Here is a 26,966-nt window from a genome sequence, read left to right as displayed (position 1 = left end):
GGCCTCCCCCGTCCCGCAGGGGGCGTATGCGTTCAGTCGGGGGCCGTGACGAAGCGACGCAGGGCGGTCACGACGATCTCCGGCGCATCGGTGTGCACCCAGTGCCCGGCGCCCTTGATCGTGAAGAGGCGGGTGCGCGGGAAGTGCCGCCGCATGCGCTCGGCGTCGTCGCGCTGGATGTACGGCGAGTCGCCGCCGGCGACCCACAGCACCGGGCCGTCGTAGGCCGGCAGCGCGTCGAGGTCGTCGGGCCAGCCCGCGATGCGTGACCCGGCGCCACGGGCGGCGTCGCCCGCGACGAGGTCGAGGTTGACCTGCCAGCGCCACGACGACCCGTCGCGGCGGAGGTTCTGCAGGAGGAACGCCTTGACGCCGCGGTCGGGCTCGGCGAACCGGGCCTCGGCGTCGCCCCGGCTCGTCAGCTCGCCGAGCGGCAGGGCCTGCATCTCGCGGATGTAGCCCTCGAACCGCTCGAGCGAGCCGTAGCCCTTCGGCGCGATGTCGACGACGACGAGCCGGTCGACGAGCTCGGGGTGGCGCAGCGCGAGCACCATGGCCACCTTGCCGCCCAGCGAGTGGCCGACCACGGCCCAGGGCTCCCCCGCGCCGGCCTCGCGGAGCGTCGCGGCCACGGCATCGGCATACGCCTCGAGCGAGAACTGCTGCGACCACGGGGACCGGCCGTGGTCGGGGAGGTCGACGAGCAGGCAGCGGGCGTCCGTGCCCTCCGGACCGCTGACGGCCCGGGCGATCTGGTTCCAGTTGCGCCCCTGGCCGAAGAGGCCGTGCAGGAAGGCGATCCGCGGCCCGGCCGTGCCGACCGACAGCGTGTTGAGCGAGTCCTGGTCGCCGGCCGTCGTCATGGGCGCGAGCCTACGCCGCAGACCACCTCACGCCGCGCCCGGCCGGCCGTGAGGCCTTCGGCGGCGAGCCGGGTGCGTGACCTCACCGACCGTCGCAGGGCCCGTGAGACAGCTGTAACCACAGCGTCACGGCGCACCCGTCGACCGGCAACACGCGCTTCCTAGCGTGGGCGACACGCCCTCGCAGCGGCCAGACCGCACCTCGCCCGTCACCGTCCCGCTCGGCTCGAGCAGCCCAGGAGGAACCTCGTGAGCACGACCACCGGAAGCACCACCGACCGCACGACCGGCAGCGCCGCCGCGACCACCACCGCCCCACCCGCGCTCGCGCCGACCGCCGACCGTCCGAGTCGCCTCCGTGAGCTCACCACCCCGAGGAAGCGGGTCATCCGCGACTGGGACCCGGAGGACACCGCGGCGTGGGAGGGCGGCAACAGGCTCGTGGCCCGCCGCAACCTCGTATGGTCGGTGGCGACCGAGCACATCGGCTTCTCGATCTGGTCGATCTGGTCGGTCATGGTCCTGTTCATGCCGGAGGCCGTCTACGGCTTCACCTCGGCCGACAAGTTCTTCCTCGTCGCCGTGCCGACGCTCGTCGGCGCCGTGCTCCGGGTGCCCTACACGATGGCGACGGCCTTCTTCGGCGGCCGCAACTGGGCCATCGTCAGCGGGATCGCGCTCCTCGTGCCGACCACCCTGACCTGGTGGCTCATGGTCAACCCCGGGCACTCGCTCACGACCTTCCTGGTCGTCGCCGGCCTGGCCGGTCTCGGCGGCGGCAACTTCGCCTCGTCGATGACGAACATCAACGCCTTCTACCCACAGCGGATGAAGGGCTGGGCCCTGGGGCTCAACGCCGGCGGTGGCAACATCGGGGTGCCCGTCGTCCAGCTCGTCGGCCTGCTGGTCATCGCGACGCTCGGCAACCGCCGGCCGGAGGTCGTCTGCGCCGTCTACCTCGTCCTGCTGGCCGTCGCGAGCATCGGCGCCGCCGTCTTCATGGACAACCTCGACCACCAGAGCGCCAACCCCAGGGCGATGCTCGAGGTGCTGCGGCACGCCGACGCCTGGGTCATCTCGCTGCTCTACATCGGCACCTTCGGCTCGTTCATCGGGTTCGGCTTCGCGTTCGGGCAGGTGCTCAACCAGACCTTCCTCGCCGGCCTCACCGGGGGCAGCGTGCCTACACCGGCCCAGACGGCGGCGGCGAGCCTGCACGCCGCCCAGATCGCCTTCGTCGGCCCGCTCCTGGGCTCGGTCAGCCGCGTGTGGGGTGGCCGGCTCGCCGACCGTCGAGGCGGAGCCGTCGTGACCCTGTGGACCTTCGTCGGGATGGCCGTCGCGGGCGTGCTCGTGACGCTCGCGGCCCGCTCGGACGACGTCACCTCCGGCGCGGCGACCGGCGTGCAGCTGGCCGGGCTCATCGGGGGGTTCGTCCTGCTCTTCGTCCTCTCGGGCATCGGCAACGGCTCGGTCTACAAGATGATCCCCGCGCTCTTCGAGGCGAAGTCCGCCGGTGTGGCCGGCCCTGAGCCCGAGCGGGCGGCGTGGTCGCGCTCGATGGCGGGCTCCCTCATCGGCATCGCCGGCGCCATCGGCGCCCTCGGCGGTGTCCTCATCAACCTCGGGCTGCGCGCGTCCTACCAGGGCGCCGCGCACTCGGCCACCGCCGCTTTCGTCGTCTTCACGCTCTTCTACGTCGGCGCCGCGACCCTGACCAAGGTGCGCTACCACCGATGACCGCCACCTCGCCGAGGATGCCGACCCTCCTGGCCGGCGCGGAGGCCCCCACGGTGCGGGCCGGGGTCGCGACGCACTGCGCCTACTGCGGGCTCCAGTGCGCGATGACGCTGACCGGGTCGTCGGCGGCCGACCTCACGGTCAGCCCCCGTCGCTTCCCGACGAACCGGGGAGGCCTGTGCCAGAAGGGGTGGACGAGCGCCGAGCTGCTGCGCACCCCCGGCCGGCTCACGACGCCGCTGGTGCGGCGCGACGGCGAGCTCACCCCGGCGTCCTGGGAGGAAGCCCTCGACATCGTGGCCGACGCGATCGTCCGGACGCAGACGGCATACGGCCACGACGCGGTCGCGGTCTTCGGCGGCGGGGGTCTGACCAACGAGAAGGCCTACCAGCTGGGCAAGTTCGCACGTGTGGCCCTCCGCACGAGCCAGATCGACTACAACGGGCGCTGGTGCATGGGCTCGGCCGCGGCGGCGGGGATCCGCTGCTTCGGCCTCGACCGCGGGCTGCCCTTCCCCGTCACCGACATCGGCTCGGCGCACGCCGTGCTGCTCCTCGGCGCCAACCCGGCCGAGACGATGCCGCCCTTCCTGACCCACCTCGTGCGCGCAGCCGATGTCGGTGGCCTCATGGTCGCCGACCCGCGCCTCACCCCGACCGCGGCGAAGGCCCTCGACGGCGGCGGGCTGCACCTGCAGCTGCGCCCGGGCACCGACGCCGCACTGGCGCTCGGCATGCTGCACCTCGCCGTCACCGAGGGGTATGCCGACCGCGGGTTCATCGCGGAGCGCACCTCGGGCTTCGAGGACGTGTGGTCGGTCGCGGCCCAGTGGCTGCCGGAGCGCGTCGAGAGCGTCACCGGCGTCGCCGTCACGACGATGCGGGCGGCCGTCGCGACGCTGGCCCGCGCCCGGGACACCGAGCGCGGCGCCTACGTCCTCTCCGCCCGCGGCACCGAGCAGCACGCGAGCGGCACCGACACGGTGACGGCCTTCATCGCCCTCGCCCTCGCGCTCGGCCTGCCCGGCAACCCCGGGACCGGCTTCGGCACGATCACGGGCCAGGGGAACGGCCAGGGCGGGCGCGAGCACGGCCAGAAGGCCGACCAGCTCCCCGGCTACCGCAGGATCGACGACCCGGCCGCCCGTGCCCACGTCGCCGCGGTCTGGGGGGTCGACCCGGCCGACCTGCCGGGTCCCGGCCGGAGCGCCTTCGAGCTGCTGACGGCGCTCGGCACCGACGGTGGCCCGCGGGTGCTCCTCGTGCACGGGTCGAACCCCGTCGTGTCGGCGCCGGACGCGCGCACCGTGGCCCGACGGCTCGCCGCGCTCGACCTCCTCGTCGTGTCGGACTTCGTCCTGTCGGAGACAGCGGCAGTCGCCGATGTCGTGCTGCCCGTGCTGCAGTGGGCCGAGGAGGAGGGCACGCTGACCAACCTCGAAGGACGGGTGCTGCGACGGCGACGAGCCCTCACCGCCCCCGAGGGTTGCCGCAGCGAGCTCGACGTGTGGAGCGAGCTGGCGGCCCGGATCGGTTGCCGCACAGCCTTCCCCACCGACCCGCGCGTCGTCTTCGACGAGCTGCGGCGCGCCTCCGCCGGTGGCCCGGCCGACTACTCGGCCGTGACCTGGGAGCGGATCGACGCCGGTGAGAGCCTGCACTGGCCGTGCAGCACCGAGCGGCCGCAGGGCACGCCGCGGCTCTTCCTCGACCGCTTCGCGACGCCGGACGGGCTCGCGCGCTTCGTCGCCGTCGACCACGTCGGACCTGCGGAGGCCGATGACGCGGCCTACCCCCTCGTCGCCACGACGGGGCGCGTCCTCCAGCACTACCAGTCCGGCGCGCAGACGCGTCTCGTGGAGGAGCTGTCGGCGGCGGCCGGCGGGATGTTCGTGCAGATGCACCCGGACACGGCGCGCACTGCCGGCCTCGAGGACGCCGACCCCGTCGACGTCGTGAGCCGTCGCGGTCGCACCCGGGCCGCCGTGCGCCTCGACGACGACATGCGCACCGACGTGGTCTTCCTCCCCTTCCACTGGGCTGGCGACGCGCGCGCCAACTCGCTGACCCATGCCGCCCTCGACCCGACCAGCCGCATGCCCGAGTTCAAGGCGTGCGCCGTCCGCTTGGAGGCGATCTCGTGAACCGCCCGACCCGCCACGTCCTCGTCGTCGGCAACGGCATGGCCGGGGCGCGCCTCGCCGAGGAGATCCGGCACCGCGATCCCGACGCGACGCGCTTCGCGCTGACCGTGGTCGGCGAGGAGCCGCACGCCGCCTACAACCGCGTGCTGCTCTCCACCGTCGTCGCCGGTGCGATCACCCCCCGAGACACCCGTCTCAAGCCCGACGGCTGGTGGGCCTCCCGCCACATCGACGTCGTCACGGGGGTGCGGGTCGACCGCGTCGACACCGCGGAACGCACGGCCACCCTCGTGGCGGCCGATGGCAGCGAGCGCGTCGTCGCCTGGGGCGAGCTGGTGCTCGCGACGGGGAGCACCTCCTTCGTCCCGCCCACCGAGGGGTTGCAGGCCGGCACGCCGGGCACAGCGGCACCGCTGGCTCGCGGCGTGGTGGCGTTCCGCACCGTCGACGACTGCGACCGCATCACCCGCGCAGCCGAGTCCGCCTCCACCGCTGTCGTCCTCGGCGGCGGGCTGCTCGGACTCGAAGCCGCACGGGGCCTTCTCGCGCACGGCATCGACGTCACGATCGTGCACCCGCAGGACTACCCGATGGATCGGCAGCTCGACGCGGACGGTGGCGCGGTCCTGAGCCGGGTCGTCCAGGGCATCGGCGCGCGGCTCGTGCTCGGCCAGTTCGTCACCGCCCGCCACGCCGCGACGGCGAGCGAGCCGGCCCACGTGGTCCTGAGCGACGGGTCCGCCCTGCCCGCGGACCTCCTCGTCGTCGCGGCGGGGGTACGACCGCGCACCGACCTCGCCATCGCCATGGGGCTCGTCGTCGCCCGGGCCGTCGTCGTCGACGACCGCCTCGCCACCTCGGTGCCCCACGTCCACGCCATCGGCGAGTGCGCCGAGCACCGCGGCGAGGTGCCCGGGCTCGTCCAGCCGGGCTGGGACCAGGCGCGTGTCCTCGCCGACGTGCTGACGGGCGCCGACCCCGAGGCGACCTACGAGGGCACGAGCGTGCTGACCCGGCTCAAGGCCCACGACATCGACCTCGCGAGCATGGGCACCGTCGACGTCGACGTGCACGACCCGGGCCACGAGGTGCTCGCCTTCACCGACCCGAGCCGGGGCCGCTACGCCAAGCTCGTGCTCCGCCAGGACCGCCTGGTCGGCGCCATCCTCCTCGGGGTCGGCGACGCGGCAGGCGCCCTGACCCAGCTCTACGACACCGGTTCCGTCGTCCCGCGGGACCGCCTGTCGCTCATGCTCGGTCGCGCCATCACCCGGCCGGGAGCCGCCGAGGCCGTCAACCTCGCCGAGATGCCCGGCACGGCCGTCATCTGCCGGTGCAACACCGTGACGAAGTCCGCGATCGTCAGCGCCTTCCGATCCGGCGCCGGGACCGTCGGCGCCGTCGCCGAGGCCACCCGCGCCACGACCGGCTGCGGCTCGTGCAAGGGCGCCGTCGACGGTCTCTGCTCGTGGCTGCGCTCGTCCGAGCCCGCCTCCTCCCCCGCGCCCACCTCCTCGACCCCCGAACCGGTGCCGGCAGCCGCCGCCCTGACCGAAGGAGCCGCCTGATGTCCACCACCACCGAGAACCCGACGCGCACCACCACCGGCTCCGTCGTCGTCGTCGGCCACGGCATGGTCGGCCACCGCTTCGTCGAGGCCCTCCGGTCGCGCGACACCGCGAGCACGTGGAGGGTCACCGTCCTCTCGGAGGAGGCGGAGGCGGCATACGACCGCGTCGGTCTCTCCTCCTACGTCGGCGCGTGGGACCGCGCGTCGCTCGCCCTCGCCGGCAACACGTATGCCGGTGACGACCTCGTCGACCTGAGGCTGGGCACCCGCGCCGAGCACGTCGACCGCGCGGCGCGCACCGTCACGACGAGCACCGGCGACGTCATCGCCTACGACGAGCTCGTCATCGCGACCGGCTCGCACCCCTTCGTCCCGCCGGTGCCCGGCCACGACTCCGCCGGCTGCTTCGTCTACCGCACGCTCGACGACCTCGACGGCATCCGGGCGGCTGCCGAGGCGGCGATCGAACGGGCCCACGCCGACGGACGCGAGGCCAACGGCCTCGTCGTCGGAGGCGGACTGCTCGGACTCGAGGCGGCCAACGCCCTGCGCCTGCTGGGCCTGACGCCGCACGTCGTCGAGTTCGCCCCGCGCCTCATGCCGCTCCAGGTCGACGTCGGCGGTGGCGCAGTGCTCGAAGGGCTCGTCAGCCAGCTCGGCGTGCAGGTGCACACCGGCGCCGGCACGAGCTCGATCGCCGCGCAGGGCGACGGGCGTCTCGCGGTCGAGCTCTCCGACGGCACGGCCCTGCTCACCGACCTCGTCGTCTTCTCCGCCGGGGTGCGGCCGTCCGACGGCGTCGCGAGAGCGGCCGGCCTCGACATCGGCGAGCGAGGCGGCGTGCTGACCGACACGTCCTGCCGCACCAGCGACGAGAACGTCTGGGCCGTCGGCGAGGTGGCAGCCGTCGAGGGCCGTTGCTACGGCCTCGTCGCCCCGGGCTACACGATGGCCGAGGTCGTGGCCGACCGGCTGCTCGGCGGTGAGGCGACGTTCCCGAGTGCCGACCTGTCCACCAAGCTCAAGCTGCTCGGCGTCGACGTCGCGTCGTTCGGCGACGCGATGGCCACGACGCCGGGCGCACTCGAGATCGTGCACACCGACGCGACGAAGGGCACCTACGCCAAGGTCGTGGTCAGCGACGACGCCCGCACCCTGCTCGGCGGCGTCCTCGTCGGCGACGCGTCGGCGTACACGACGCTCAAGGCCTACGTCGGGCGCGAGGTGCCCGGGGACCCGGGTGCGCTCGTCTCCCCGGCGGCTGCCGAGCTCGGCGCCGACGCGCTACCCGACGACGCCGTCATCTGCTCGTGCAACAACGTCACGAAGGGCTCGATCTGCGGCGCCATCGCCGAGGGCGCCTGCGACCTGGCGGCCATCAAGGGCTGCACGACCGCCGGAACCACCTGCGGTGGTTGCCTGCCCACCGTCAAGAGGCTGCTCGTTGACTCAGGCGTCGAGCTGTCCAAGGCGCTCTGCGAGCACTTCGAGCAGAGCCGGGCCGAGCTCTTCGAGATCGTGGCCTCCACCGGCATCCGCACCTTCTCGGGGCTGCTCGCGCGCTCCGGCACCGGGACGGGCTGCGAGATCTGCAAGCCCACCGTCGCCTCGATCCTCGCCTCGACGAGCAGCGACCACGTGCTCGACGGCGAACAGGCGGCGCTGCAGGACAGCAACGACCACTTCCTCGCCAACATCCAGAAGAACGGCACCTACTCCGTCGTGCCGCGGATGCCCGGGGGCGAGGTCACGGCCGAGCAGCTCATCACGATCGGCCAGGTCGCCCTGGACTTCGGTCTCTACGTCAAGGTCACCGGCGGCCAGCGGATCGACCTCTTCGGTGCCCGCGTCGAGCAGCTGCCCGCGATCTGGCAGCGACTCGTCGACGTCGGGATGGAGTCGGGGCAGGCCTACGGCAAGTCGCTGCGCACCGTGAAGTCGTGCGTCGGGTCGTCGTGGTGCCGCTACGGCGTGCAGGACTCGGTCGGCATGGCCGTCGACCTCGAGCACCGCTACCGCGGCCTGCGCTCCCCGCACAAGATCAAGTTCGGGGTGTCGGGGTGCGCTCGCGAGTGCGCCGAGGCGCGGGGCAAGGACGTCGGCGTCATCGCGACGGACAAGGGCTGGAACCTCTACGTCTGCGGCAACGGCGGGCAGACGCCGGCCCACGCCAGGCTGCTGGCGAGCGACCTCGACGACGAGACGCTCGTGCGCTGCATCGACCGCTTCCTCATGTTCTACGTCCGCACGGCCGACCGGCTGCAGCGCACGGCGCCGTGGCTCGACGCGCTCGAGGGCGGGCTCGAGCACCTCAGAGCCGTGGTGTGCGACGACTCTCTCGGGATCGCCGCGGACCTCGAGGCCGCGATGGACCGCCACGTCGAGGGCTACCGGGACGAGTGGAAGGCGGTGCTCGACGACCCCGAGAAGCTCTCGCGCTTCGTGTCGTTCGTCAACGCCCCCGAGGAGGCCGACCCGACGGTCGCCTTCGACGAGTCAGGGCCACGCAAGGTGCCCGTGCTGCTCGGCCTGCCCACCGTCCGCGAGAACGCCTGAGCCCAGAGGAGTCCACCATGAGCACACTCGTCAGCACCCCAGCCTCGCGCCGCGTCAGTCTCGGCAGCCGCGGCGGCCTCGGCGCCCTCGGGCCGGAGGTGACCCGGAACTCGATCCGTCCCGGCATCCTGCCGACCCCCGGAGCGCGGCAGTGGGTGCCGGCCTGCTCCGTCGCGACCCTCGTGCCCGGTCGTGGCGTCGCCGTGCTCCTGCCCGGCGGCGCCCAGGCCGCCCTGTTCCTGCTGCCCAACGGGATGATCTACGCCGTCGACAACATCGACCCGTACGCCCGGGCCGCGGTGCTCTCGCGCGGGCTCACCGGTGATCGCAGTGGTGAGCCGACCGTGGCCTCACCACTGCTCAAGCAGGTCTTCTCGCTGCGAACCGGTGCCGCCCTCGACGACCCGGAGGTCGCCCTGCCGACGTATGCCGTCCGCGTCCAGCACGGCGAGGTCCGGATCGGCCTCCCCCTCCCCTGAACCGTCGAAAGGCCACACTCTGCGGGTCCCCCACCGTCGAAGGGCCAGACTTTGCGCGCGGATCACGCCGCGAACTTTGGCCCCTCGACGGTTGGGAGGCCGCGAACTTTGGCCTCTCGACGGTTGGGGGGCCGGGGTCAGGGGGTGGGGGTCAGCGCCAGGGCGGCGCGGAGGGCGTCCTCGAGGCTGGTCGTCGGGCGACCGATGAGCCGCGCCAGGTCGCCGCTGTCGGTGGACAGGGCCCCCTCGGCGATCCCGCGGTCGCTGTCGGCCAGCACACCGGCGTACGCCTCGGGGAGGCCGGCCACGACGAGGGCCGCCGTGTAGTCGGGGACGGACAGGTCACGGTAGGCGAGCTCCCGACCGGTGGCGCGCCCCACCGCGGCAGCCAGCTCCCCGAGGGTGAACGCGTCATCCCCACCGAGCTCGTAGACCGCGCCGTCGTGCCCCCGTCCGTCGTCGGCCGCGAGCACGACGGCCGCGGCGTCGGCGTAGTCGGCACGTGCGGCGGCGCTGACGCGGCCGTCGCCGGCAGCACCGAGGACGGCGCCGTGCTCGAGGTAGGTCGGCAGCTGGGCGGTGTAGTTCTCGAGGTACCAGGAGTTGCGCAGCAGCGCGTGCGGCAGGCCGGACTCCGCCAGCAGCTCCTCGGTGGCGCGGTGCTCGGCCGCGAGCAGCAGGTCGGAGGTGTCGGCCCGGGTGATGCTGGTGTAGGCGACGAAGCCCACTCCCGCCCGCTTGGCGGCCTCGATCACGTTGGCGTGCTGGGCGATCCGCTGGCCGACCTCGCTCCCTGAGACGAGGAGCAGACGGTCCACACCAGCAAACGCGGCATCGAGGGATGCCGGGTCGCCGTAGTCTGCGCGGCGCACGACGACACCGCGCGTGGCCAGGTCGGCGACGGACTCGGGGTCGCGGACGACGGCCACGACGTCGGAGGCCGGCGTGCCGCGCTCGAGGAGGGACTGGACGACGAGACGGCCGAGGTGACCACTGGCACCGGTGACGAGAAGGGTCATGATGTTCCTTTCGGGTGGGACTGACACCCTCCGGAACGACCGGGTCAACATCATACTTCCCAGAAGTTAGTACCCACTTTGAAGTAAGGTACTGACATGACGGTAAGTAACACCCTGCGCCGACACTTCCCGGACGGGATCTTCGCCTCCGACTGCCCGAGCCGAGTCGTGCTCGACCACGTGACGAGCAAGTGGGGCACGCTCGTCATCCTCGCCCTCGCCGAGGGCAAGCCCCTGCGGTGGAGCGAGCTGCGTCGTCGGGCGGAAGGGGTCAGCGAGAAGATGCTCGCGCAGACCCTGCGGATGCTCGAGGCTGACGGGCTCGTCGACCGGGTGGCCCGGCCGGTCGTGCCACCGCACGTCGAGTACTCCCTCACCGCGCGCGGCGCCCGCCTCGCCGAGCGGATGGTGCCCCTCATGGACTGGATCGCCGAGCACGCGCCGGCGATCGTCGGCGACGCCGGGGAGGCCGCCGCTAGACGTTGAGGCGGTAGCCCCGGCGCAGGACCGTCTGCACGAGGTGCCGGTCGGGCAACGCCGAGCGGAGCCTGCTGACGGCCATGTCGAGCGCGTGCTCGTTCTCCGCCTCGGGCAGCTCGTCGAGGAGACGCTCACGACTCAGCACGGCGCCCGGCTCGGACATCAGGGCCGCGAGCATCGCGCGCGGCCCACGCGCCAGGCTCACGGTCTCACCACCGAAGGTGACGACCCGGCCGTGCACGACGAGCGGCCCGAGCGCCGTCTGCACCTCCGCGACGCCGTTGAGCGTCAGGTGCTCGACGACGGAGCGGATCAGCGCACCCATCCGGAACCGGTCGGGCACGATCGGCGTCACGCCGAGGTCGAGCAGCGGCGCGGCCGTCACCGGCCCCACGGCTGCCGCCGCGACACCGCACCGCATGGCGTCGACGAGGACGCCGTCCATGCCGAGCTGCGCTGCGGCAGAGACGAGTCCGTCCACTGCCGGCGCCGACGTGAAGGTGACGACGTCCACCTCGCGGGAGGCCACGGCTGCGATTAGACGGCCCAGACGACTCTCGTCGGTCGGCCGCGCCCAGCGGTAGGGCGCGACGGTCAGCACCGTCGCCCCGGCCGAGCGAAGACGTTCGAGCTGCTCGACGTCCTCGTGGCCGTGCAGCTGCACGGCCACGCGCCTACCCATGACTCCGGCCTCGAGCGCGAGCCCGATCGTCGACGCCGTGCGCTCGTCGTCGGCGATGCCGGCATCGTCGTGCCCGGCCGCCCGCACGGCACCTCGCGCCTTGGGGCCGCGGACGATGATGCGCGCCTCGTCGAGGACGGCGGCGAGGTCCTCACCGAGGCCGGCCGCGTCGGCCGCCTCGATCCAGCGCCTGAAGCCGTAGGCCGTCGTCACGACGACGACGTCCGGGCGAGCGTCGATGACGGCCCGCGTGTCGCCGATGAGGATCTCGTCCTCGTCGACCGGAGCGATCCGGACGGCGGGTGCGTGGAGCACCTCGGCGCCGCGTCTCACGAAGGCGTCGATGAGGTCACCCGACCGACGGTCCGAGGTCACGGCGATCCGGAAGCCGTCGAGCACCGGCCCGGCGGCGTCCGGCCGGGCAGCGTCGGGGTCCGGCCCGTCCAGGGCGGCCGACCACGCCGTGGGCGGATGGCTGCGTCGACCGACGGCGCCGGCTCCCGACGATCTCTCCCCGGCCTCGCTCACGCCACGCCGTCCATGGCGATCCCGTCGGCATCGGCTCCCACTCGGCGCGCCCACACGGCGGAGCGGCGCACGACCTCGCCGACGACGATGACCGACGGCGAGGACGCCCCGCCCCGCACGGCGAGGTCGGGCAGCGTGGTGAGCGTCCCCACGATGCTGCGCTGGTCGGGCGTGAAACCGCGCTCCACCACCGCGGCCGGGGTGTCCGCCGCGAGCCCGGCCCGCGCCAGCGCCGTCGTCAGCGGGACGAGGTTGTGCATCCCCATGAGGACGACCACGGTGCCGCCCAGCGCGACGAGCGCCTGCGCCTGCTCCTCCTCGAGCGGGACGTGGCCCGACACGACGGTGACGACGTGGCTGACACCGCGGTGGGTCACCGGGATGCCGGCGCTCCCCGGGACGCCGACGGCCGAGGAGATGCCGGGCACAACGGTGACGGGCAGGCCGGCCTCGACCGCCGCCTCGACCTCCTCGCCCCCGCGCCCGAAGACGTAGGGGTCGCCGCCCTTGAGCCGCACCACCGTGAGGCCGGCGCGGGCCCGCTCGACCATGATCCGCTCGATCTCACCCTGGGGCACCGCGTGGTGTCCCGGTCGCTTGCCGACGTCGACGACCTCGGCTCCCGGGGCGAGGCGCGCGACGTCGCCCACCTCGGCCAGCCGGTCGGTGAGCACGACGTCGGCCTCTGCGAGGGCGCGGACCCCGGCGAGCGTCAGCAGGTCGAGACCGCCGGGGCCCGCCCCGACGAGGACGACCCGGCCACGCGGCGCAGCCGGGACGGGCGCGTCGACGACGGGACACCGTCCGGCGAGCGCGTCACGGACGGAGGCCCAGCCGGCCGCCGGCCCGACGAGCACCGCGAGCCGGACGCGATTGCACACCTCCTGCGTCACGTCCCCGGGACCGGAGGCGAGCGTGACGACGGCACCGGCCCGCTCGTGACGGCGCACGACCGAGGTGGTGAGCCCCGGCGGCCCCACGACGAGCACGGGCAGCCCCGTCAGGTCGGTGTCGATCAGCACTGCGGCCTCCCGTCGCGGTCGTGATCCAGGTCGGCTCCCACGGTAGGAAGTGAGTGTTTCGTCCGCGTTTCCGTCGGGCGATCGCGCGGTAACGGCCGACTCACTCGGACGCCTGCGTGCCGTGCGGTCGCACCTGACAGAGTGGGCCCATGACCAGCCCCGTGCCACCAGCCACGGTGGCCCCCGTGCTCGTGGCTGCCGCGCACGGCACGTCGTCCCCCCGCGGCCGCGCGGCCATCGGGCGCCTCGTGGCCGCGGTGGCGGCGCGCCGTCCCGACCTCGAGGTGCGGGCGGCCTTCGTCGACGTGCAACCGCCGGACCCGGCCAGCGTGCTCGGGTCGATCCCCGCGGGGCGCGGGGCGCGGGTCGTGCCGCTGCTGCTCTCGGCCGGCTACCACGTCTTCGTCGACCTCACCGAGGCCGTGGCGTCCGTGCCCGCAGCCACGCTGGCCCCGGCCCTCGGACCCGACGACCGCCTGGCCCGCCTGCTGCGTCGCCGCCTCGACGCGGCCGGGCTGCGCGACGACGACGTCGTCGTGCTCGCCGCCGCCGGTTCCTCGCAGCCCTCCGCCGTCGCCGACTGCGTCCGCGTCGCCGACACCCTCGGCGGCCTGCTCGAGCGTGCCGTCACGGCGGCGTTCCTCTCGGCGGCGGAGCCACGGCTGGAGGAGGCCGTCGCGGCCGTGCGGATGCCCGGCCGGCGCGTCGTCGTCGCCACCTACCTGCTCGCGCCCGGCTTCTTCGCCGACCGCGCCACGCGGTGCGGGGCGGACGTCGTGACGCCGCCGCTGCTGCTGCCGAACGGGCCGGCGCCGGACGAGCTCGTCGACATCGTCGTCGAGCGCTACCTCAGCTGAGCACCCACCACCCGAGCCAGGCGCCGGCGAGGCCGAGCACGAGGTTGACGAGCGGGTTGCCGAGCGCGCCGCCGCGCCGCTCCTCGCGCCACAGCTCGACGGTGTCGGCCGCGAGGGTCGACAGGGTCGAGAGGCCGCCGCACGTGCCGCCGACGAGCACGAGCGTCCACGTCGGCCCGAGGTCGGCCCGCGTCGCCACGACGGCGCCGCCGACCACCGAGGCCGCGACGTTGGCGGTGAGCACCCCGATCGGGAGCGGACGGCGCGGGAGCACGGCGACGAGCCAGGTGCGCAGCAGGGCACCGGCGCTGCCGGCCCCGACCGCGAGCACCCACCCCCACCACGGCGTGCCGTTCACGCGCCCGCCTCCTCGTCCGGAACGACGAGCCCGCCGAGCCAGTAGCCCAGGGCGGCCGCCAGCACGCCGAGCCCGAGGCTCACCCCGAGCCCGAGGGCGACGGCGGTCGCCGCCGAGCCGTCCACGAGCGTGATGCTGAGCGCCGAGAACGAGGTGAAGGCGCCGAGGAAGCCCGGGCCGAGGAGGGAGCGCAGCTGCGGCCGCACCGGCAGCCGGGCGAGCATCCCGAGCAGGAAGGCACCGGCGACGTTGACGACGCTGATCCGCGGGTCCCACTCCGCGCCACCGGAGCTCCCGCTCGTCAGGAGGAGGCGCAGCAGGGTGCCGAGCGCGCCACCGAGGGCCACCGCGACGACGTGCATGGCAGCAGTCTCGCAGCCGTCCCGGCGCCGCGCGCACCGGCCGGGGCATACTCGAGGGGTCCGCGCCGCGCCCGAGGAGAGATGGCCCCGGTGAACCAGCCCCTGCGCTACCTCACCCTCGCTGCCCCGGCTGTCGCGGAGCTCGAGGTCAAGCGGTCGCGCTTCCGGTGCGAGCTCGCCCCCGTGAGCTCGGAGGAGGAGGCACGGGCGTTCGTCGCCGACGTGCGCGCCGCCCACCGCGACGCACGACACCACTGCACGGCCTTCGTCATCGGCGCGGACGGCGCGACCCAGCGCTCCAACGACGACGGCGAACCTTCCGGCACCGCAGGCGCGCCCATGCTCGAGGTCCTGCGCGGGCGCGACCTCACCGACGTCGCCGCCGTCGTGTGCCGGTGGTTCGGCGGCACCCTCCTCGGCACCGGCGGGCTCATCCGCGCGTACGGCGACGCCGTGTCCCTCGCCCTCGACGACGCCCGCGTGCTGGCCCGCGAGCGGCGCCAGGGGGTCGTCGTCGACGTCGACCACGCGACCGGGCCGCGGCTCGAGCACGCCCTGCGCGGCCTGCCCACCACCGGGGTGACGGCCGTCGAGTACGGCACCGAGGGCATCCGTCTGCACGTCGCGACGGCGCCGGACAGCGCCGACGCGGTGACGGCCACTGTGGCCGCCGTGACGTCGGGGCGCGGTCGCCTGGGGCCGGGGCCGTCGACGTGGGTCGACGCCGACGCGTGAGGGCCGGCCGCGCGACGCGCGTGAGAGCATGCCTGCATGGGCTTCCAGATCGCAGGTGACCCCGCCGCCGACCGGGTCCTCGACGAGCACCCCTTCGCCGTCGTCGTCGGCATGATGCTCGACCAGCAGTACGGCATGGAGCACGCCTTCCGCGGCGGTCACAAGGTGCTGAGCCGCTTCGGCACCCTCGACCCCGCCGCCATCGCCGGCGCCGACCCCGACGAGTTCAAGGCGATGGCGAGCACGCCGCCGGCGATCCACCGCTTCCCCGGCTCCATGGCCGCGCGGCTGCAGGAGCTCGCCGCACTCGTCGAGAGCCGCTACGACGGCGACGTCACGCGGCTCTGGACCGAGGCCACGACCGGCAAGGAGCTGCTGAAGCGCGTGCAGGAGCTGCCGGGCTTCGGCAAGCAGAAGGCGCAGATCTTCGTCGCGCTCCTCGCCAAGCAGCTCGACGTCCGGCCCGACGGCTGGGAGGCGGCAGCCGGCGACTACGCCCAGGACGGCTACCGCTCGGTCGCCGACGTGGTCGACGGCGACTCGCTGCTCAAGGTGCGAGAGTTCAAGCAGGCCAAGAAGGCCCAGGCCAAGGCCGGTCAACAGGGCTGAGAAACCAGAACCGTCGCCCGTATGCCGCTGGGCTCGCTTCTCCTCGAAGCGAGCCCAGCGGCATCGGGGTGTCGGGCGTGGCCCGAGGACGGTCAGTCGGCGAGGAAGCCGAGCAGGTCGGCGCGCGTCAGGACGCCGATGGGCTTGCCGTCCTCGACGACGAGGATCGCGTCGGAGTCCTCGAGCTCCTTGCGGGCCGCGGAGACCGGCGAGCCCGCACCGACGAGCGGCAGGCCCGTCTCCATGTGCTTGTCGACGGGGTCGGCCAGGTGGGCCTGACCGGTGAACAGGGCGGCCAGCAGGGCCCGCTCGCTCACGGCGCCGGCGACCTCACCGGACATGACGGGCGGCTCGGCCTTGACGACGGGCATCTGCGAGACGCCGTACTCGCGCAGGATCTGGACCGCGTCGCGGATCGTCTCGTTGGGGTGCGTGTGCACGAGCGCCGGCATGTCGCCGGTCTTGCTCCGCAGCACCTCGCCGACCGTCGTCTCCGTGTGGTCGTTGAGGAAGCCGTAGGAGTGCATCCACTCGTCGTTGAAGATCTTGCTCATGTAGCCGCGGCCGGAGTCGGGCAGGAGCACGACGAGGACGGCGTCCTCCGGCAGGTCCTTGGCCGCGCGCAGGGCCGCCACGACGGCCATGCCGCACGACCCGCCGACGAGCAGGCCCTCCTCGCGGGCGAGCCGGCGCGTCATCTCGAAGGAGTCCGCGTCGCTGACGGCGATGACGTCGTCGACGACCGAGGGGTCGTAGGCGCCGGGCCAGAAGTCCTCACCCACACCCTCGACGAGGTAGGGCCGACCCGTGCCACCCGAGTAGACGGAGCCCTCGGGGTCGGCCGCGATGATGCGCACGGCGCCGTCGCTGACCTCCTTGAGGTAGCGGCCGGTGCCGCTGATCGTGCCGCCCGTGCCCGCGCCGGTGACGAAGTGCGTGACGCGACCGTCGGTGTCGCGCCAGATCTCCGGACCCGTCGTCAGGTAGTGGCTGTTGGGCCCCTCGGGGTTGTAGTACTGGTTCGGCTTCCACGCCCCGTCGATCTCGCGCACGAGGCGGTCCGAGACGGAGTAGTAGGAGTCGGGGTGCTCGGGCTCGACGGCGGTCGGGCAGACGACGACCTCGGCGCCGTACGCCTTGAGCACGTCGCGCTTGTCCTGGCTCACCTTGTCGGGGCACACGAACACGCAGTGGTAACCCCGGCGCTGGGCCACGAGGGCGAGGCCGACGCCGGTGTTGCCGCTCGTCGGCTCGACGATGGTGCCTCCCGGCTTGAGGAGGCCGTCGCGCTCGGCGGCCTCCACCATGCGCAGGGCGATGCGGTCCTTGACGGAGCCGCCCGGGTTGAAGTACTCGACCTTCGCCAGCACGGTGCACTTCACCCCCGCGTCCGCGACGACGGAGCCGAGCTTGACCAGGGGCGTGTTGCCGACGAGGTCGGCGACGTTCTCTGCATACTTCACCCGCCCATCCTAGGAGGGCCGTCCCACCGTGCGAGACACGCGGTGGGGCGAGCACCCCGTCCGGCGCGTGCAGGCGCTGGGGTCGGAGGGTCCGCGGGAGCCGTCCGGGCGCACGCGCCCCTCCCGGACCGTCACGAACCGGGCACGGACCGAGCGGCCGGGGCGTTACCGTGGTGGACCCGGTTTCATCTCGGCGGAAGGGGAGCCCGCATGGGGCGTGCACGACGCGCGCGCAGGATCGCCCAGGCCGCGGCCTACGGCGGCGGAGTCGGCGTGGCCGGGCTCGGCGTGCTGGGCGCCCTGGGCTACGGACTCCTCCGGGTCGAGGCGGTGATGACCCGCCGCATCGTCGGGCAGCACTTCGAGGGGGCACCCGACGACGCCGGCCGCTACGGCACGGGGCACGGCCAGCCCGTGCGCCTCGTCGTGCTCGGCGACTCGACCGGCGCCGGCATGGGCGCCGACCACCCGCACGAGACGATCGGCGCGACGGTGGCGAGCGGCGTCGCGGCCTTCAGCGGGCGGCCCGTGGAGCTGACGAACGTCGCGGTCATCGGCGCCGAGTCGACGGCCCTCGGCGAGCAGGTCGACCGCGCCCTCGACGCCGTCACCGAGCCCGACGTCGCCCTCGTGCTCATCGGCGCCAACGACGTCACCCACCGCATCGACACCTCGGTGGCCGTGCGCCACCTCGCGGAGGCGGTCCGCCGGCTGCGCGGTGCCGGCGCCGAGGTCGTCGTCGGCACGTGCCCCGACCTCGGCGCCCTCGAGCCGGTGCCGCAACCGCTGCGGCTGCTCGCGCGGCGCTGGTCGCGCGACCTCGCGGCCGCGCAGACGGTCGCGGTCGTCGAGGCCGGCGGCCGCGCCGTGTCGATCGGCGACCTGCTGAGCGAGGCCTTCGCCGCCGAGCCGCACGTGATGTTCAGCAAGGACCGCTTCCACCCCAGCCCGGTGGGCTACGCCCGGGTGGCGGCCGCCCTGCTGCCGAGCGTGTGCGCCGCCCTGCACCTCTTCGGCGAGCTCGACAGCCCGGCGCCCGACCGGCGCCGCGGCGAGGGGGTCGGCCCGGTCGCCGTCGCGGCCACCATGGCGGTGACCCGCCCGGGCAGCGAGGTGGCGCCCGCCGAGGTCGGCGGCCAGGCCCGCGGCGCGCAGGGCCGCTGGGCCGTGCTGCTGCACCGGATCCGCCCCGCCCTCCCCGCCCTCCCGGCCCTGCCTGGCTCCGGGGCCTCCGGGGGCTCCGGCCCGCGTCCGTCGCCGGCCACCGACGAGGCCGAGGATGACGTCACGACTCCCGCAGGCACACCGGGGGCGTACGCCTGACGTGCCCGCCGCATGCGGAAGGGGCCGTCCGCGACGCGGACGGCCCCTTCCGGTACAGGTGGTCTCAGCCGACCGACATGATCTCGCCCTTGGCGGGAGCCGTGATGCCGAGGTCCTCGTTCCACTTGGAGAAGTCGAGCTGGCCGGGGCTCTTCGTCGAGCCGGTGAAGCGCACGACCTGCGACGCGTCCTTGGAGACGTAGAGGGCGCCCTCCTCCTTGCCCTTGGTGTCGGTGAGCACCCAGCAGTCGACGCCGTTGACGCTCTCGCTCGCGACGTCGGTGCTCAGCTGGCTCGGGGTCACCGCGCCGAAGGCCTTCTCGAGGAAGCTCTTGAGGCTGAGGCTCTGGGTCATCGACGACGCCGACACCGGGGCCTTGATGAACTTGCCGCCGGCCTTCTGGACCGCCGCCGGGGCGCCCTGCTTCTTCCAGAAGGTCGCGTCGCCCTGGATGTAGACACCCTCGGGCAGCGAGATGACGCGGGCCTTGCCGTCGCCCTCCATGTCGATGGCGATGTCGGCGGTCTTGCCGTCGCTCGTGCCCTTGAAGTCGATCTTGATCGTCTTGCCGCCCTGGTCGACCTGGCCGACGAAGGCGCCGGACGTCGCATCGAGCGCGTTCGCCTTGGCCTTGCTGAGGATGTCGGCGGCCTCGGGGGCGTCGCTCGCCGGCGCCGACGTGCTGCTGCTCGACCCGGCCGGGGTGCTGGCGGTGCTCGACGCGCTGGGCGCGCTGGCGGCAGGTGTCTCGGACTTCGAGCACGCGGCCGCGCCGAGGCTGATCGCGAGCGCCCCGGTCAGCGCGACGACGCGGGTCGGAAAGGTCTTCATGGTGGAGATGGCCCCCTGATCGTTGGGTCGCCCGGCTTGAGCACGCGGGCGGTGGTCGGAGCTGGTGCGCCGACGGCCCGACCAGCGTATCCGGGCGTGACGACGACCCGGCTGCGTGGTCATACCCGCCCGCCGCGCTCGGCGAGACGCACGTCATGGCCCGCGCCCTGTCCAACCGGTGTGAGGACGTCCTACCATCGTGGGACTGAGCAAGCGCTTAGTCGCCCGCCGCAGCGCGACCGGGCCGAACGCCGCACCAGGAGATCACCCGTGACCGAAGCCGTCATCGTCTCGACCGCCCGCTCGCCGTTCGGCCGGGCCTTCAAGGGCTCGCTCAAGGAGGTGCGTCCCGACGACCTCGCGGCCACGGTCATCCAGGCCGCGCTCGACAAGGTGCCCGAGCTCGACCGGCGCCTCGTCGAGGACCTCTACCTCGGCTGCGCGGAGCCGTCCGGCCGGCACGGCTCCAACATGGCCAAGGTGGTCGCCACCCTGCTCGACATGGACGCCACGCCTGCCGCGACCATCAACCGCTTCTGCGCCTCCTCGGCCCAGACGACCCGGATGGCCTTCCACGCCATCAAGGCGGGCGAGGGCGACGTCTTCGTCTCGGCCGGCGTCGAGTGCGTGTCGCAGTACACCGACTGGGCCGGCGCCGGCGGCGCCAAGGAGGACCAGCAGAACGGCCGCTTCGCCGAGGCCCAGGCCCGCACGAAGCGCATCGCCGAGACGAACGCGACGTGGACCGACCCGCGCGAGGAGGGCCTGCTGCCCGACATCTACATCGCGATGGGCCAGACCGCCGAGAACGTCGCCACGGCATACGGCATCTCGCGCGAGCGCCAGGACGAGTGGGGCGTGACGAGCCAGAACCGCGCCGAGGCCGCCATCGGTCGTGGCTTCTTCGACTGGGAGATCACCCCCGTCACGGCGCCCGACGGCACCGTCGTGACCAAGGACGACGGCCCCCGCGCCGGCGTGACCCTCGAGGCCGTGCAGGGCCTGAACCCGGTCTTCCGCCAGGAGGGCACCGTCACGGCCGGCAACTGCTGCCCGCTCAACGACGGCGCGGCGGCGCTCGTCATCATGAGCGACACCAAGGCCCGGGAGCTCGGCCTGACGCCGCTCGCCCGCGTGGTCTCCACGGCCGCGACCGGCCTCTCCCCCGAGATCATGGGCCTCGGCCCCGTCGAGGCGACCAACCTCGCGCTCAAGCGCGCCGGCCTCTCGATCGGCGACATCGACCTCTACGAGATCAACGAGGCCTTCGCCGCCCAGGTCATCGGCTCGGCCGACCAGATCGGCATGGACTACGACAAGCTCAACGTCAACGGCGGCGCCATCGCCATCGGCCACCCGTTCGGCGCGACCGGTGCGCGCATCACCGGCACCCTCATCAACGCGCTGCGTGACCGCGACGGCCAGTTCGGGCTCGAGACGATGTGCGTCGGCGGCGGCCAGGGCATGGCCGTCGTCTTCGAGCGCCTCAGCTGAGCCGGGGGTGGGTCCGCCGCCTCGGGCCCACCCTTTCGTATGCCGTCGGCGCACCTCCCCGGTCACCGTTCGGCGCACTCGGGCGGGGTCGCGCCAGCAGACGGCCCGCGTCGTCCACCACTCGGCGGCCTCCGGCCGGGACCGGTCCTGTGGACGACGCCCCGGGCAGACCCTCCCGTCCTGCGAAGGTCGAGGCCGTGCCCCCTATCGACCCGGGTCGACCCTTCACCGTCGCCGACGCACGCGCCGCCGGTATCTCGCGCTGGCGGCTCGAGGGACCGAGCTTCCAGCGACTCTTCACCGGCATCTACGTCAGGTCCGACGTAGCGGTGACGACGCCGGTGCTCGCCGCAGCGGCCCTGCTGGCCTCGCCACCGGGCACGGTGCTGTGCCATCACACCGCCGCCGCACTCTGGGGTGCGGCCTGGTCGACCTGGTCGTGCTCGGCGACTCGCTCGTGCACGGCGGGGTCACGTCACCGGACGCTCTTCGCGCGGCCGCGGCCGACCATCGCGGGCGCGGAGCCCTGCTGGCCCGACGTGCCGCCAGCCTCGTGCGGACCGGAGCCGAGTCGGCGATGGAGTCACGGCTGCGGATGCTCGTCGTGCTCTCGGGACTTCCCGAGCCCGTCCTCCAGCATCCGGTGCGGACTCGCCACGGCTACTGGCGGCTCGACCTCGCGTGGCCGGCCGTCCTCGTCGCCCTCGAGTACGACGGCCGACACCACATCGAGCGCGAGCGGCAGTGGGCGCGCGATCTCGGCCGGCGCGAGGCGCTCGAGTCCGACGGGTGGCGTTTCGTCGTAGCGATCGCCGGTGACGTCCTCGCCACCCCCGGGCTCACCCTGCAACGCCTCGAGGAGGCCCTTCGGCGCGCGGGCCTACCGGTGCGCGTCCGCTCGACCCAGTGGCGACGGCACTTCCCGGGACACCCGTAGTCCTGCGGCGGCCAGCACGAGCCACCGCTCGGAGGGATTCCGAGACGTGGCAGGGCGGAGACGGCCTCCTGAGCCACCACTCGGCAGGCTGAGGTCTCAGAGCCCCCTGCGGATGCCGGCGAGCGCGTCCACGAGCACCGCGGGGTCGACGTCCGGATCGGCGGCGAGGACGTCGTGCACCATGACGGCCAGCTGGTCCATGACGACGGCCGGGCCGAGGTCCGGCACCGCGGTGGTCGGCACGCCGCGCGCCGTGGCCACGCGGTCGGCGAGTGCCTGGACGAGGGCCCGCACGGCCGGGACATGCGAGAGCGCGTGGTCGAGCGGCAGCTGGTGCCACCGCCCGACCACGCGCCGGAGCTCGTCGGACACCTCGTGCGGGGTCGGCGAACCCGCGCTCGGAGGTGTCACGGGCGTCAGTCGCGCAGGCGCGCGAAGAGCCGGACGAACTCGATGTAGAGCCAGACGACCGACACGATGAGGCCGTGGGCGAGCAGCCACGAGAACTTCTCGGGCGCGCCGACCTTGACCGCGTTGTCGATCGAGTCGAAGTCGATGGCCAGGGAGTAGGCCGCGAGGCCGACGCCGAGGATCGACAGGCCGATGCCGAGCATGCCGCTGCCACCGAAGCCCCAGCCGCTGAGGACGCCGGTCCACTGCAGGACGAGCTGCAGCAGGCTGAAGATCATGTAGCCGACGATCGCCATGAAGAACATCCGGCGCGACTTCGACGTGACCTTGATGAAGCCCGTGGCGTAGCCCGCGTACATCGCGGCGAACGTGCAGACCGTCGCGAGGACGGCCATGAGCACGACGCCCTCGTATCCCTGGATGCGGTTGATCGTGTAGCTGAAGGCGCCGAGGAAGGCGCCCTCGACGGCCGAGTAGAGCACGATGAGCGGCACCGAGACCGTCTTCATGAACGCGATCGCGAGGCCCAGCACGAGGCCGATGACCATGCCACCGAGCCAGATCGGGGCGGCGAGACCCGGCGACCCGCTGACCACGACCCACGTCACCGCACCCGCGGCGACGAGGAGGGCGAAGAGCCCGAGGCTCTTCATGATGACGCTGTCGATCGTCAGCCGGCCGGTGTCGACCGGGCCGGCGCTCGAGCGCGCGTACATGTCGTTGAGGTGCTGCGCCGTCATGGCGTCCTGGGCCGCGTGGCCCGCCGTCGCCGACTGGGTGCCCGGCTGCTGCGGGCTGCCCTGGGGCGCGCCGAAGCCGGCGTAGCGCTCCTTCTCGATCTGCTTGTTGAGCCGGTCGAAGACCGGGTTTCCACCTGCCATGTGAGTGTGCTCCTTGGGGCACTGGTGCCACCGGGCGTGGCGACTGTCACCAGACTAAGCGTTCGGGGGGTCCCCGCTGGTTCCCGAAACGCGCGCGAGGCCCCTCCCCGGGCCCGCGCGCGAACCCGGCGGACGGCATACTGGCTGCCTCCGCCCCCGTGGCCCAACCGGCAGAGGCAGGCGACTTAAAATCGCCATCGGTGAGGGTTCGAGTCCCTCCGGGGGTACGTCCTGCGCGGGTCGGTCGATCCCTGCCGTTCACTCCCGCGGCCCACCCCTCGGGCGTGCCGCGGGCCCCGGACGCCGACAGCCCGTAGGATGACGTGCGAGATCGAGGTCCAGGGGGACCAGGGCTGGGCCACTCCTCTCGGGCCTGCTGCACCACGGCGCAGTCCCCGAACGAGAAGGAGCACCCAGGTGCTGGAGCCCCGCGTCGCACCCGCGACGACGACCGCTCCCTCCCGCGCGCCCTGGGCCCGGATGGCCGAGCCGCACGTGGCCGGCGCCGCCGACCTCGGCCGTCGCGTCGGCGACTCGCTGCGCCGCAGCTGGGCCGACCGCCACGTGCGCCGGGGGATGGTCGGCACGGTCCTCGTCGCGGCGGGCTCGGTCAGCCCCGCGTTCCTTCCCACCGACACCTTCGAGGACCCGCCCTCGCCCCTCGTCGAGCGCCTCGGCGTCGAGTGGCTCGGCACGGCCACCGGCCGCGTGATCACGACGATCCTGCTCGCCGTCGGCATCGCCCTGCTCGTCGACGCCTGGCTGCGGATGCGCCCCACCCACGGCCCGAAGCCGCCCTCGCTCGCGTGGCTGCTGTGGAGCCTGCCGATCATGCTCGCTCCCCCACTCTTCAGCCGCGACGCCTACAGCTACGCCGCGCAGGGCCAGATCGTCCTGCGCCACATGGACCCGTATGCCGTCGGCCCCTTCTGGGTCGCCGGTCCGTTCGCCGACCAGGTCGACCCGATGTGGGTGCAGACCCCGGCGCCCTACGGCCCGCTCGCCCTGCAGGTGCAGCACCTCGTCGTGGCCGTGTTCCCCGAGAACGCCTACCTCGCGGCCATCGCCATGCGAGTGCCGGCACTGCTCGCCGTCGGCCTGCTCGCCTACGCCCTCCCGCGGCTCGCCGAGCGCTACGGCGTGAGCGGCCGGCACGCACTCTGGCTCGGCGTGCTCAACCCGCTCGTGCTCATGCACTTCATCGGCGGCGCGCACGGCGACGCCGTCATGGTCGCCCTCGTCACCTTCGCCCTGCTCCTCGCGAGCCGCGGCCAGCTGCTCACGGCTGCGGTGACGATCGCCGCTGCGGCGGCCTACAAGCAGACCGCGGTGCTCGCCCTCATCGGGGTCGTCGGGATGGCGTTGCAGGCCCGCACCGACCTCCCTCCCGGCGCCGCCGCCCGGCTGCGGGCGATGCTGCGCCACGGGCTGGTGCTCGGGGGCGTCACGGGCCTGGCCTTCACCGCGATCACGGCGGCGTCGGGCCTCGGCTGGGGCTGGATCCCCAACCTGTCGGTGCCGGTGACGCTGCGCTCGATGCTGTCGCCGCCGACCTTCGTCGGCAGCGTCGTCGAGTGGCTCATGCGCCTCTTCGGCATGCCGGAGAGCTGGGCGGCCGCCCCCGTGCCGGTCGCGCAGTCGATCGGCCTCGTCGCCGGGCTCGCGGGCATCGCGTGGATCACCTGGCGGGTCGCGCCGCGCAACCCGGTGCTGGCCGTCGCCGCCGCCTTCCTCGTGCTGTGCGCGTCCGGGCCCGTCATCCACCCGTGGTACCTGCTCTGGGGTGGCCTCCTCCTCGCGGCCGTGCGGCTTTCGGCCCGACACGTGCGGGCGGTCGTCTTCGTCACCCTCTTCTTCGTCACCTACGGCGTGGTCGACGCCACGGTGTCCAACGGCACCTGGGCCCTCGGGGTCTCGGCCGCGCTCTGGATGGCGGCGCGGCTGCGCGCCCACCGGAGCCGGGCCCACGAGCGGGCCGACCAGCCCGTGCTGACCGCCTCCGTCAGGCAGGCCTCACCCCAGCAGGTCTGAGCCGGCGGCCTGAGCTGGGCGGTCTGAGCCGGCGGTCAGGCCCGGCGGGCCACGCCGAGCGCGATGCCGTCGAGGATGTCGTGCTCCGAGGTGACCACCTCGCGCAGCCCGGCGCGGTCCGCGACGCGATCGACGACGCGGCGCCACACGAGGGCACCCGCGCCGATGACGTCGACGCGGCCGGGGTGCACGTAGGGCAGCGCCGCACGGTCCGCGCGCGTCATCGCGAGCAGGTCGTTGCACGCGGCACGGACGTCGTCGAGCGACGAGCGGTGCAGGTGGATGCGCGTCGCGTCGTAGGCCGGCAGCCGCAGCAGGTGGGCGGTGATCGTCGTGACGCTCCCGGCCAGGCCGACGAGCGTCGCCACCCCGGCGATGGGCACGACCGACTCCGCGACGTCGAGCGCGGCGTCGACGTCGCGGGTGGCGGCAGCGATCTCCTCGGGCGTCGGCGGGTCGCTGACGAGGTGGCGCTCGGTCATCCGCACGCAGCCGACGTCGACCGACCGTGCCGCCTCGACGTGGTCGGTGCCGCGGACGAGCTCGGTGGACCCGCCACCGAGGTCGACGACGAGGTAGGGGCCCGGCACGCCGCGGGCGGCGAGCCCCCCGGTGGCGCCGGCGAACGACAGGGCGGCCTCCTCGTCACCGGAGACGACCTCGGGCGACACCTCGACGCCGAGGTGCTCGGCGAAGGCCGCCCGCACGCCCTCGATGAAGTCAGCGGCGTTGCGCGCGTCGCGGGAGGCCGAGGTGGCCACGAAGCGCTCGCGCTCGGTGCCGAGCTCACGGCACGACGCGGCATACTCCCTCGTGACCGCGAGGGTGCGCTCCATGGACTCGGGAGCGATGACGCCCGTGCGGTCGACGCCGTGGCCGAGCCGGACGATCTCCATCCTGCGCAGCACGTCGGTGAGCTCGCCCGTGGCCGGGTCGACGTCCGCGACGAGCAGGCGGATCGAGTTGGTGCCGCAGTCGATCGCGCCGACCCGGACCGTGGCGCTCACGCCCCGCTCCCGTCGCTCGACCCGTCGGCCGGGTCGGCCGGGTCGGCAGCGTCCTCGGCCGCGTGCAGGGCGGCGCACGACGTCGGCGACCACCAGTCGCCCAGCATCGCGAGCGCCTCGTCGCCGAGCGGGTTGACCCCCGGGCCGGCGGCGAGCGCATGGCCGACGAGGACGTGCAGGCACTTGACGCGGGTGGGCATGCCACCGGCCGAGATGCCGTCGATCTCGGGCACGTCGCCGAGCTCGGCCCGGCGGGCCAGGTAGTGCTCGTGCGCACGCCCGTAGGCCGCGGCCAGCTCCTCGTCACGCGCGAGCCGCTCCGTCATCTCCTTCATGACCCCGGCGGTCTCCAGCGTGCTCACCGCTCCGGTGAGGCGCGGGCACGTCGCGTAGTACGTCGTCGGGAAGGGGGTCCCGTCGGGCAGACGCGGTTCCGTGCGCAGCACGTCGGGCTCGCCGCACGGGCACCGGTGCGCGACCTCGGCGACGCCGCGCGGCGGACGGCCGAGCTGGCGCTCGACGGCAGCGAGGTCGGCGGGCTGCGGGGACGGACGGTCGGGGGCGCTCACGCGGGGGTCACTCC

Annotated in this window: 25 protein-coding genes and 1 tRNA gene; 14 read left to right on the top strand and 12 right to left on the bottom strand. The window is 73.7% G+C overall.

Annotated features, from left to right (window positions below; genetic code table 11):
- Nucleotides 1–32 precede the first annotated feature (32 nt).
- Nucleotides 33–863 carry an alpha/beta fold hydrolase gene (locus ABD979_RS06055; RefSeq protein WP_345506547.1) on the bottom strand — a complete coding sequence of 277 codons (831 nt, stop codon included), beginning with the start codon at nt 861–863 and terminating at the stop codon, nt 33–35.
- Nucleotides 864–1,112: 249 nt separating this feature from the next.
- Here ABD979_RS06055 and ABD979_RS06050 point away from each other — a divergent pair, with 249 nt between their 5' ends.
- From ABD979_RS06050 to nirD, 5 genes are read left to right on the top strand one after another with little or no spacing between them, the layout of a single operon-like run.
- A complete protein-coding gene (locus ABD979_RS06050; protein ID WP_345506546.1) occupies nt 1,113–2,603 on the top strand; it encodes a nitrate/nitrite transporter in 1,491 nt (496 codons plus the stop codon).
- Nucleotides 2,600–4,747, top strand: coding sequence for a molybdopterin oxidoreductase family protein (locus ABD979_RS06045; RefSeq protein ID WP_425583919.1), 2,148 nt, complete (start codon nt 2,600–2,602; stop codon nt 4,745–4,747). The genes ABD979_RS06050 and ABD979_RS06045 overlap by 4 nt, the downstream gene beginning before the upstream one ends.
- Nucleotides 4,744–6,315: an FAD-dependent oxidoreductase gene (locus tag ABD979_RS06040; protein WP_345506545.1), complete on the top strand. Its 1,572-nt coding sequence runs from the start codon at nt 4,744–4,746 to the stop codon at nt 6,313–6,315. The genes ABD979_RS06045 and ABD979_RS06040 overlap by 4 nt, the downstream gene beginning before the upstream one ends.
- Nucleotides 6,315–8,873, top strand: coding sequence for a nitrite reductase large subunit NirB (gene nirB, locus ABD979_RS06035; protein WP_345506544.1), 2,559 nt, complete (start codon nt 6,315–6,317; stop codon nt 8,871–8,873). The genes ABD979_RS06040 and nirB overlap by 1 nt, the downstream gene beginning before the upstream one ends.
- 17 nt (nt 8,874–8,890) lie before the next feature.
- On the top strand, nt 8,891–9,352 hold the full coding sequence (nirD, locus tag ABD979_RS06030; RefSeq protein ID WP_345506543.1) for a nitrite reductase small subunit NirD: 462 nt from the start codon (nt 8,891–8,893) through the stop codon (nt 9,350–9,352).
- A 137-nt stretch (nt 9,353–9,489) separates the two neighbouring features.
- On the opposite strand, the gene ABD979_RS06025 is transcribed toward nirD, so the two are convergent.
- Nucleotides 9,490–10,371 (bottom strand): SDR family oxidoreductase, encoded by an 882-nt coding sequence (locus ABD979_RS06025; protein ID WP_345506542.1) that lies wholly within the window; start codon nt 10,369–10,371, stop codon nt 9,490–9,492.
- A 96-nt stretch (nt 10,372–10,467) separates the two neighbouring features.
- Between ABD979_RS06025 and ABD979_RS06020 the strand changes: the two genes are divergently transcribed.
- Nucleotides 10,468–10,857 (top strand): winged helix-turn-helix transcriptional regulator, encoded by a 390-nt coding sequence (locus tag ABD979_RS06020; protein WP_345506541.1) that lies wholly within the window; start codon nt 10,468–10,470, stop codon nt 10,855–10,857.
- Here ABD979_RS06020 and ABD979_RS06015 read toward each other — a convergent pair.
- Together ABD979_RS06015 and cobA are read right to left on the bottom strand one after the other, a co-directional pair.
- Nucleotides 10,847–11,980, bottom strand: a complete 1,134-nt coding sequence (locus ABD979_RS06015) for a uroporphyrinogen-III synthase (RefSeq protein WP_425583926.1) — start codon at nt 11,978–11,980, stop codon at nt 10,847–10,849. The genes ABD979_RS06020 and ABD979_RS06015 overlap by 11 nt on opposite strands.
- Before the next feature lie 77 nt (nt 11,981–12,057).
- Nucleotides 12,058–13,083, bottom strand: a complete 1,026-nt coding sequence (gene cobA, locus ABD979_RS06010) for a uroporphyrinogen-III C-methyltransferase (RefSeq protein WP_345506539.1) — start codon at nt 13,081–13,083, stop codon at nt 12,058–12,060.
- A 149-nt stretch (nt 13,084–13,232) separates the two neighbouring features.
- On the opposite strand from cobA, the gene ABD979_RS06005 reads away from it, so the two are divergent.
- Complete coding sequence (locus ABD979_RS06005; protein ID WP_345506538.1) at nt 13,233–13,940, top strand: sirohydrochlorin chelatase; 708 nt, start codon at nt 13,233–13,235, stop codon at nt 13,938–13,940.
- Here ABD979_RS06005 and ABD979_RS06000 read toward each other — a convergent pair.
- Both ABD979_RS06000 and ABD979_RS05995 read right to left on the bottom strand, forming a co-directional pair.
- Nucleotides 13,933–14,298, bottom strand: coding sequence for a CrcB family protein (locus ABD979_RS06000; RefSeq protein ID WP_345506537.1), 366 nt, complete (start codon nt 14,296–14,298; stop codon nt 13,933–13,935). The genes ABD979_RS06005 and ABD979_RS06000 overlap by 8 nt on opposite strands.
- Nucleotides 14,295–14,660, bottom strand: coding sequence for a CrcB family protein (locus tag ABD979_RS05995; RefSeq protein WP_345506536.1), 366 nt, complete (start codon nt 14,658–14,660; stop codon nt 14,295–14,297). Before ABD979_RS05995 ends, ABD979_RS06000 begins: the two co-directional genes overlap by 4 nt.
- 81 nt (nt 14,661–14,741) lie before the next feature.
- Here ABD979_RS05995 and ABD979_RS05990 point away from each other — a divergent pair, with 81 nt between their 5' ends.
- On the top strand, nt 14,742–15,395 hold the full coding sequence (locus ABD979_RS05990; protein ID WP_345506535.1) for an IMPACT family protein: 654 nt from the start codon (nt 14,742–14,744) through the stop codon (nt 15,393–15,395).
- Between the two features lie 36 nt (nt 15,396–15,431).
- On the top strand, nt 15,432–16,004 hold the full coding sequence (locus ABD979_RS05985; RefSeq protein WP_345506534.1) for an HhH-GPD-type base excision DNA repair protein: 573 nt from the start codon (nt 15,432–15,434) through the stop codon (nt 16,002–16,004).
- Between the two features lie 92 nt (nt 16,005–16,096).
- On the opposite strand, the gene ABD979_RS05980 is transcribed toward ABD979_RS05985, so the two are convergent.
- Nucleotides 16,097–17,467 (bottom strand): cystathionine beta-synthase, encoded by a 1,371-nt coding sequence (locus ABD979_RS05980; protein WP_345506533.1) that lies wholly within the window; start codon nt 17,465–17,467, stop codon nt 16,097–16,099.
- A gap of 210 nt (nt 17,468–17,677) precedes the next feature.
- Here ABD979_RS05980 and ABD979_RS05975 point away from each other — a divergent pair, with 210 nt between their 5' ends.
- Complete coding sequence (locus tag ABD979_RS05975) at nt 17,678–18,790, top strand: SGNH/GDSL hydrolase family protein (protein ID WP_345506532.1); 1,113 nt, start codon at nt 17,678–17,680, stop codon at nt 18,788–18,790.
- Between the two features lie 64 nt (nt 18,791–18,854).
- On the opposite strand, the gene ABD979_RS05970 is transcribed toward ABD979_RS05975, so the two are convergent.
- Entirely contained in the window at nt 18,855–19,622 is a 768-nt protein-coding gene (locus ABD979_RS05970; RefSeq protein ID WP_345506531.1) for a hypothetical protein, read from the bottom strand.
- A 270-nt stretch (nt 19,623–19,892) separates the two neighbouring features.
- Here ABD979_RS05970 and ABD979_RS05965 point away from each other — a divergent pair, with 270 nt between their 5' ends.
- Complete coding sequence (locus ABD979_RS05965; protein WP_345506530.1) at nt 19,893–21,116, top strand: acetyl-CoA C-acetyltransferase; 1,224 nt, start codon at nt 19,893–19,895, stop codon at nt 21,114–21,116.
- Nucleotides 21,117–21,555: 439 nt separating this feature from the next.
- On the top strand, nt 21,556–22,053 hold the full coding sequence (locus ABD979_RS05960; RefSeq protein ID WP_345506529.1) for a hypothetical protein: 498 nt from the start codon (nt 21,556–21,558) through the stop codon (nt 22,051–22,053).
- A gap of 96 nt (nt 22,054–22,149) precedes the next feature.
- Here the strand turns inward: ABD979_RS05960 and ABD979_RS05955 are convergent, their stop codons facing one another.
- Together ABD979_RS05955 and ABD979_RS05950 are read right to left on the bottom strand one after the other, a co-directional pair.
- Nucleotides 22,150–22,425, bottom strand: a complete 276-nt coding sequence (locus tag ABD979_RS05955; RefSeq protein WP_345506528.1) for a hypothetical protein — start codon at nt 22,423–22,425, stop codon at nt 22,150–22,152.
- 44 nt (nt 22,426–22,469) lie between these two features.
- A complete protein-coding gene (locus ABD979_RS05950) occupies nt 22,470–23,345 on the bottom strand; it encodes a Bax inhibitor-1/YccA family protein (protein ID WP_345506527.1) in 876 nt (291 codons plus the stop codon).
- Between the two features lie 152 nt (nt 23,346–23,497).
- Here ABD979_RS05950 and ABD979_RS05945 point away from each other — a divergent pair.
- Together ABD979_RS05945 and mptB are read left to right on the top strand one after the other, a co-directional pair.
- Nucleotides 23,498–23,572: transfer RNA gene (locus ABD979_RS05945), tRNA-Leu, on the top strand.
- 190 nt (nt 23,573–23,762) lie between these two features.
- The gene (mptB, locus tag ABD979_RS05940; RefSeq protein WP_345506526.1) at nt 23,763–25,376 is read left to right on the top strand and encodes a polyprenol phosphomannose-dependent alpha 1,6 mannosyltransferase MptB; all 1,614 of its coding nucleotides are present in this window, start codon (nt 23,763–23,765) and stop codon (nt 25,374–25,376) included.
- Nucleotides 25,377–25,411: 35 nt separating this feature from the next.
- On the opposite strand, the gene ABD979_RS05935 is transcribed toward mptB, so the two are convergent.
- The gene (locus ABD979_RS05935) at nt 25,412–26,383 is read right to left on the bottom strand and encodes a Ppx/GppA phosphatase family protein (protein ID WP_345506525.1); all 972 of its coding nucleotides are present in this window, start codon (nt 26,381–26,383) and stop codon (nt 25,412–25,414) included.
- Nucleotides 26,380–26,952 (bottom strand): DUF501 domain-containing protein, encoded by a 573-nt coding sequence (locus ABD979_RS05930; protein WP_345506524.1) that lies wholly within the window; start codon nt 26,950–26,952, stop codon nt 26,380–26,382. Before ABD979_RS05930 ends, ABD979_RS05935 begins: the two co-directional genes overlap by 4 nt.
- Nucleotides 26,953–26,966: the final 14 nt, after the last annotated feature.

Origin of the sequence: Terrabacter aeriphilus (assembly GCF_039542985.1) — a bacterium.
GTDB classification, from domain to species: Bacteria; Actinomycetota; Actinomycetes; order Actinomycetales; family Dermatophilaceae; genus Terrabacter; species Terrabacter aeriphilus.
Note: the sequence above shows the minus strand (reverse complement) of the source record. Positions and strands in the feature narration are given on the sequence as shown.

What these genes read in the sequence shown, in the direction of transcription:
- ABD979_RS05995 (WP_345506536.1), bottom strand. Translation starts at nt 14,660, where the DNA reads ATGCACGTCGTCGCGGTGGCCCTCGGTGGCGCGCTCGGCACCCTGCTG.
- ABD979_RS06055 (WP_345506547.1), bottom strand. Translation starts at nt 863, where the DNA reads ATGACGACGGCCGGCGACCAGGACTCGCTCAACACGCTGTCGGTCGGC.
- ABD979_RS05970 (WP_345506531.1), bottom strand. Translation starts at nt 19,622, where the DNA reads ATGAAGACCTTTCCGACCCGCGTCGTCGCGCTGACCGGGGCGCTCGCG.
- ABD979_RS05950 (WP_345506527.1), bottom strand. Translation starts at nt 23,345, where the DNA reads ATGGCAGGTGGAAACCCGGTCTTCGACCGGCTCAACAAGCAGATCGAG.
- ABD979_RS05975 (WP_345506532.1), top strand. Translation starts at nt 17,678, where the DNA reads ATGGGGCGTGCACGACGCGCGCGCAGGATCGCCCAGGCCGCGGCCTAC.
- ABD979_RS05985 (WP_345506534.1), top strand. Translation starts at nt 15,432, where the DNA reads ATGGGCTTCCAGATCGCAGGTGACCCCGCCGCCGACCGGGTCCTCGAC.
- ABD979_RS06025 (WP_345506542.1), bottom strand. Translation starts at nt 10,371, where the DNA reads ATGACCCTTCTCGTCACCGGTGCCAGTGGTCACCTCGGCCGTCTCGTC.
- ABD979_RS06020 (WP_345506541.1), top strand. Translation starts at nt 10,468, where the DNA reads ATGACGGTAAGTAACACCCTGCGCCGACACTTCCCGGACGGGATCTTC.
- nirB (WP_345506544.1), top strand. Translation starts at nt 6,315, where the DNA reads ATGTCCACCACCACCGAGAACCCGACGCGCACCACCACCGGCTCCGTC.
- nirD (WP_345506543.1), top strand. Translation starts at nt 8,891, where the DNA reads ATGAGCACACTCGTCAGCACCCCAGCCTCGCGCCGCGTCAGTCTCGGC.
- ABD979_RS06005 (WP_345506538.1), top strand. Translation starts at nt 13,233, where the DNA reads ATGACCAGCCCCGTGCCACCAGCCACGGTGGCCCCCGTGCTCGTGGCT.
- ABD979_RS05990 (WP_345506535.1), top strand. Translation starts at nt 14,742, where the DNA reads ATGGCCCCGGTGAACCAGCCCCTGCGCTACCTCACCCTCGCTGCCCCG.
- ABD979_RS06045 (WP_425583919.1), top strand. Translation starts at nt 2,600, where the DNA reads ATGACCGCCACCTCGCCGAGGATGCCGACCCTCCTGGCCGGCGCGGAG.